The organism is uncultured Roseobacter sp., assembly GCF_947501835.1.
GTDB lineage: Bacteria > Pseudomonadota > Alphaproteobacteria > Rhodobacterales > Rhodobacteraceae > Roseobacter.
The window spans coordinates 1-6,043 of record NZ_CANMXR010000041.1; the positions used below are offsets into that span (position 1 = coordinate 1).

A 6,043-nucleotide genomic window follows, 5' to 3' on the forward strand; every position below is an offset into this window, starting at 1 on the left:
TTATCTTGTTCATGCTCAGTTGCACTGAAAGTAACCAATTGATACGCCGAGCACGAAAGTCCGTTCTGAGTAAGCTGCACCGCAGCGTAACTTAAGTGATGAACGGCGGCTAAGGGCCGTGGCGGTTATGAACCCAATCTGCTGGTTTGTTGACGCCCCTGACGGTGGCCTAGTATTGAACTTCGCCAGAGACACTTTAAGGCACATCAGATAGTTGAATTCCTATCAGGAACGTTTTGTGCATTTTGAAGCACCTTCTGTTACCTGATCCTGCACTTTCTCTTCAAGGATCACACACAATGTCAGACGATACGTCGAAGACCCACTACATTTGTCAGACCTAAATCGAGACAAAGCGCACAAAGGGTGCTCCGGTTGGCGTCAAAATTGACAAACAGTTCCAGCATACAACGGCGGAAGAGGCCGAGAGCCGCGCGGAACGTGTGAGTCAGTCACCTGATTGCGCAGGCGCGGATGCTTATATGATTGTCGAGGACCCAAGTTCTGGCGAGATAAGCCCGCCAACGTTTTTGGCTCGGATCGGCAATGTTCCAGAATTCGATGATTTTTGATCGGTTATCTGAAAGCCGGCCCATGCGCCCATGGTGTTAGCGAGTGGCGCATGCCGCATTGCACAGGTACCACCTGATGCAAGGTATAGCTGGGGAAGATGATGACACAGCCTTGAGCGCGGTTAGCCGACAGGATTTGGGCGCTTGGCATCACCTCGAGGTCGCCTCCTTCGTAAGAATTTGGCAGGCTGAGGTGTAGCACCAGTGTGAGCTTGCGTTTGCGCGCCATAGGGCCTTCGCCGATGTCAGAGTGCCGCGCGAAATGGCCGCCGTCAGAGGCGTCATAGCTTGCGACCTGCGGGCTTTCGGCAAACTCGCGCAGGTCGAAGCCAAACTGATCGACATTGGATTTGCGGACAATTTCGATCAGGCGATCCATGACCCATCCAAGCCTGTCGACGTCATCAAGCCAGAGCAAATGTGCCTTGCGGAGGGAAGGGTTGCGCGTTTGGCCTACCAGTCGCGCATCTTTGGACGGGGCCGCCGTGATCGCCGCAATGATGCGTTCACATTCGCCTGCGCTGAACGCATCTGGCAGGGAATAGAGTGCCGTCATCTAAGGCGTCTTTTTAAGAATAGACTGGTTTTCATTCGGCTGCCCTCGCATGAATTTGCGCCATGACCATCTGTTTGATTTTTGTGGATGATGTTCGCGGATTGTAACGCACCTGAGCGATCTCTTTGCCCATTTCTTTCAGGTAGGCATCAACATCGAGGTTGTGGCGTTTACTGCCCCAATCCTCGCCGATCACAAAGATATCCGCACCTACCGCTTTGCAGCCTGAAACGTATTCGAGCGCATGATAGGGACGTACAATGTCCACACAACTGAGCGCCTCAAGCATCTCAACCCGTTGTTGCAATGGGATAACCGGAACGTTCGGCTTATACAGGTTCACGACCTCATCAGAGGCGACGCCAACGGCTAGGATGTCGCCCAATGATTTGCAGTGATTTAACAAGGCCAGATGGCCAACATGGAGCAGGTCGAAGGTGCCAACGGTATAGACGATCATTTTCGCTTTATCCTTTTGCCCACCCGTCATCGGTGGTAGCACGAGGCATCTGAATGCGAGTGTGCGTATTTTTCAGTTTTTTCAAATAATTAAGCTGAGATACCTCCAGGCGTTCAGACGTCTGGAGTCGACTTAAGTTTTGAAACCGCGCGTTTCAAATGCACTCAGAATGGAAAGCAGAGATTACCTGTCAAACGTTGACGAGGGGTCACTCGAACTAACTCAAAGGATGTCTCATGACAATCGAAAACGCTGCCACGCCCAAGCCACCGATCTTGTCATACATCAAAGATCTGCCAAACATCTGCTCGCTTGCCGGGCTGGGATGTTCTTTGCTGGCGATCTATTTTGCGATAGTCGAGCTTTATTCTGCGGCGATGATCGGCATGATTTGGGCCGTTGGGTTTGATTGGGCGGATGGGTTGATTGCCCGTCGGATGAAGGGCCGCACGGGCGATGATCGCGCGTTTGGTGGCACGCTTGATTTGTTGATCGACATTGTCAGCTACGGCGTAACACCTGCCGTATTGATCCTAAGTTACGGCGAGTTCAGTCCTTGGTTCCTGCCCGTCGTGTTTGTCACTTTGGTCTTTGGTGCGATCCGTTTGAGTTATTTCAGCACTTTCGGGTTGTCGGGCGATGCTAAATACACGGGGCTCGCAATTGATAACAACAGCATCAGTCTTGTCTTTATTGTTATGTTTGCAGGCTACTTTGAGCGCCCGACATTTGCGATTATTCTAGCGATGAGCGCCCTGTGTCTCGCGGTGTTGAACGTCTCACAAATCAAGACGCCCAAACTGTCCGGAAACCCAGTCAATGTTGCCATTCTGGCGTTGTACACGCTCTTGGCGACCCTGTTTTACAGCTGGTCCTTGCTGCAATCATAGGAAGAACCTGCCTGATCGACGTTGCCAACTTGAACAACGCGTTGCCACAGAAAGAAAATTGAACGGCGGCGGCTTTAGTTCATTGGCTGCGAGTTTGAGTATTTCTGGACTTTTCTCATGCGGCGAATGTCGGCAATGCGGGCTGCGATTGCAGCATGGCCGAAGGTGGGTGAAGGTCCGGTTAGGGCCGCCCCTGACGGCAGCCAGAAGCACCTGAACGGAGATGCTGCGTTGCCTCCGAGGTCCGCAACGAGCCCAACTTACCAGATGCTGCGCTCTGATTGAATGACCGCTATGCAGCTGCTCTGCTTGTTGGCTGACTTTTCAGGAAGAGCGCCAGCACGCCTGCACTCACAGCGAGCCAGACCGAGCCGGTCCAAACAAGATCGTATGTCTTTGTCGCGGTAAACAGATAGCCACCGGCGAATGCTCCCATGGCACCGCCAATTGCGTGTCCGGCTGATATCAGACCCATTGCGAGGCCCATCATCTTGATACCGACATGGCTGGCCACCAAGCTGGCTGTGACGGGCACGGTAGAATAATCCACTGTTCCAAACAGAACTGCGAACAGGAACAACATTTCGATGGATGTGCCGGGAAGGCTGCCAAGCAGAATGAATGTTAAAGCCCGCAGCATATAGATTGAAGCCAGAAGCACTGGACGATTGACCCGATCTGTTAGCCACCCTGCGGCGATCATTCCGATCAGGTTCACCAATGATAGCATACCATAAGCGGTTGCACTTGGGATCGGAGGAAACCCACAGAAAGCAGCAAACGGGAGCAAATGCGTTTCGATCACGCCGGTTGTAGTAAATCCGCAGATCAGAAAGCTCCAAAACAGCAGGTGGAATGCTGGTTGTCGAACGATCATCGCAAAGTCTTGCCTCATGGAGGAGGGTACATCGTTGGCCCCAGTTTCCTCCTCCGCCGGTTCATCTGCCCTCATGCTCATGCGGATACAGGGGACTAGAGCGAGGCTGGCGAGAGATAAGGCAGCAAAACTCCATCGCCAGCTTGCGAAAGCCAGCAGAGCAGCAATCAGTGGGACAATGAGGAACTGCCCGCCGGTCGCGCCGGAAGTGCCAATGCCGGTTGCCAAACCTTGGTTTTCTGAAAAACTTCGGGTGACAGCAGTGGCCACAACATGTGTGGCGACAATGCCAAAACCAACCGCGCTGAACCCCGCAAAGCCGATGACAAACATCAGCTTGTTATTCATCAACGCAACGACGGCGCAGCCAATTCCGAGCAATCCCATGCCAAGATTAAGCGTGAACTGCGATCCGCGCCTGTCCACCAGCCGCCCTGCAAAGGGCGCAACGACGGCCATGACAACGAGCGCGGCGGCACCCACGCTTGAGATGTAACTGCTGGTCCAGCCAAATTCTGTTTGCCAGACAGGCATAATAAGCCCTAGTGCGGCTCGGCTGGAAAAGGCAAGCGACAGCGCCAAAAAACCAAACGCAACAACGGTCCAATTTTGGCGTGACGGATGGGTGTGTGTATCTGACATAAAGCGTCTCCTTGATGTGCAGATGCCATCAAACCGGCGCTTTGGCGAACGATATGCTGGTCACATCACTTTAGCTGGTCTAAAGTCAAATATGGCCATCCGCATCCAAGACCTCTATACTTTTTATGTTGTTGCCCGAACGGGCGCGATGCAGGATGCCGCGCACGAACTGGGGGTTACGCCCGGTGCCATCAGTCAGCGTGTCCGGGCGGTCGAAGAGCGTCACGGTCTACGTCTGTTTGATCGCAGCAAACACGGGATCACGCTGACGGCAGCGGGTCTTGCACTTCAATCTGATGTAGGCACTGCGTTCTCAAAGATCGAAGCTGCACATGAAGAGCATTTCGCAATGTACCGTGACACGGTGCGGATCAGCGCATCGGCGACCTTCGCGCATTCCATGCTTGTGTCCAGCGTGGGTCGGTTCACACGGGAGCATCCCAAAATCAGAGTTTCTGTTGAAACCGATGATCGGCTAATTGATCTCAAATCTGAACCGGTTGATTTGGCCATTCGCCATGGTCTAGGCCACTATCTAGGCCTTCGTTCTGAATGGCTTTGTGCGCCCGAGCTTATCTTGGTTGCAAGCCCAGCGTTATTGGAAAAGCATGGGCCACTAACAGCGCCTGCAGATTGTTTACGCTTCCGTCTGTTGCCGGATTCGACCGGAAAGGACTGGTCGATCTGGTTTGAGGCACAGGACGTCGACGCCTCAGACGCACAGTATGGCCCGCAATATGGAAATGACTTTCTAACCGTCAAAGCGGCGACCGAAGGCCAAGGTTTGGCTTTGCTCAATGACATATACGTCAAGGACGGTTTGGCTTCAGGCGAGTTGGTACGCGCTTTGGATACCGTGTGGCCAACCGCGTTTGCCTACTATGCCGTAGCCCTTCCGGAAACATTTGAACGACCATCTATTCGAACTTTCGTGACTTGGTTAAAAGACGACATGAGCTGATCTGGAAGCTGCGGAAGTAGACATTGGCGCAACCGGAGCAAAAGCAACGTTTGTCCCGCATCTTACCAGTTTGCGCACGACGAAGCGAACAGTGGTGTTTCCTGGACCGGCCCTTCGTCACCAACGCAGCTAAGGTCGGGGCCGAGCCCAAAGTTGCTGGTGCTACCAAGTTTGCCAGTGACTGCTTACCGGATGCAGCAGTGTGGATCCAGTTTACCTTTTGCGATTTGATCATGTTTCAGAAGCGGGCTGGCGACGGCAGAGTATGCTAAGCTGATCTGATATTGCATTCGGGGATTCTCAAATGGGTCGTTTGTCCACTTTGCCAATTTTGTGCTTTTCTTTGATAGTCGCTGCGCAGGTGTCCAGCGCTAACCCGTTTTTTGGAAGCTTAGTCAGAAAAGCTTTTGATGCGGGGGAACGCTCTGCCGACGAAGCAGCGGAACTTGCCTTGCGAAGTGGTAGAGTGGCAGCCGTCAATGGCGTTGAGCGAACTGCGCGTAGGCAAGCTGACATCGAAAGTGCACTAGAACTCTTCAAAAATAGCCCTCCAGATGTCAAACAAAGTGCACTGCGGAACGCAGATCCCAATTTGCTGATTGACAACCCTCAGCTAGCGACTGCCCTTGGGCTTGAAGAGGTCTTACGAGCAAATCCGAGAATTGTTGACGAGATACTTCCGAGTACATCACAGATTGACCTTTGGACGCCAGAAGAAGTCGTAAGGCGCTATTCCGAAATTGCAGCAAGCGAGGCCGCAAAGCCGTCACCTGCCTTCCGGTTAGATGTTGCGACCGGCAAATTGACGTTGACGAAATCCCTTCAATTTGGAGGTGTTGAATATACCGGGGTAGAATTCAATCTGTATCACGCAACTGCCCTGCTTGCTGGTGCATGTGTTGCATTTGAAAGGTGCCGGGGTGCAGTCATAGATTTGGGAGCCATTGCTTTGCTTGAGGCAGCTGCCAAACTTGAAAACTGATATAGGTCAGAAAATTGCGCTAAGCTCTTATTTTGTTGAAGAAGTCGCTTTGATTTGGGAGGATGGCCGCCTCGCTGCGTTGGTCGCGGGCTTATTGTTCCGC

6 protein-coding genes are annotated in these 6,043 nt (G+C 52.7%); 3 read left to right on the forward strand and 3 right to left on the reverse strand.

Translation table 11 applies throughout. The features are described 5' to 3' along the window. Positions 1–576: 576 nt before the first annotated feature. On the reverse strand, positions 577–1,128 hold the full coding sequence (locus Q1A20_RS25800) for a 2OG-Fe(II) oxygenase (RefSeq protein ID WP_299919635.1): 552 nt from the start codon (positions 1,126–1,128) through the stop codon (positions 577–579). A gap of 31 nt (positions 1,129–1,159) precedes the next feature. Then, positions 1,160–1,588: an adenylyltransferase/cytidyltransferase family protein gene (locus Q1A20_RS25805; RefSeq protein ID WP_299410625.1), complete on the reverse strand. Its 429-nt coding sequence runs from the start codon at positions 1,586–1,588 to the stop codon at positions 1,160–1,162. A 236-nt stretch (positions 1,589–1,824) separates the two neighbouring features. Between Q1A20_RS25805 and Q1A20_RS25810 the strand changes: the two genes are divergently transcribed. Then, positions 1,825–2,478, forward strand: a complete 654-nt coding sequence (locus tag Q1A20_RS25810) for a CDP-alcohol phosphatidyltransferase family protein (protein ID WP_299740996.1) — start codon at positions 1,825–1,827, stop codon at positions 2,476–2,478. A 292-nt stretch (positions 2,479–2,770) separates the two neighbouring features. Here Q1A20_RS25810 and Q1A20_RS25815 read toward each other — a convergent pair whose 3' ends face one another. Further along, the gene (locus tag Q1A20_RS25815; RefSeq protein ID WP_299919638.1) at positions 2,771–3,997 is read right to left on the reverse strand and encodes an MFS transporter; all 1,227 of its coding nucleotides are present in this window, start codon (positions 3,995–3,997) and stop codon (positions 2,771–2,773) included. Between the two features lie 91 nt (positions 3,998–4,088). Between Q1A20_RS25815 and Q1A20_RS25820 the strand changes: the two genes are divergently transcribed. Both Q1A20_RS25820 and Q1A20_RS25825 read left to right on the forward strand, forming a co-directional pair. Then, entirely contained in the window at positions 4,089–4,958 is an 870-nt protein-coding gene (locus Q1A20_RS25820) for a LysR substrate-binding domain-containing protein (protein ID WP_299919641.1), read from the forward strand. 304 nt (positions 4,959–5,262) lie between these two features. Beyond that, positions 5,263–5,940: a hypothetical protein gene (locus Q1A20_RS25825; RefSeq protein WP_299919643.1), complete on the forward strand. Its 678-nt coding sequence runs from the start codon at positions 5,263–5,265 to the stop codon at positions 5,938–5,940. Positions 5,941–6,043 lie beyond the last annotated feature (103 nt).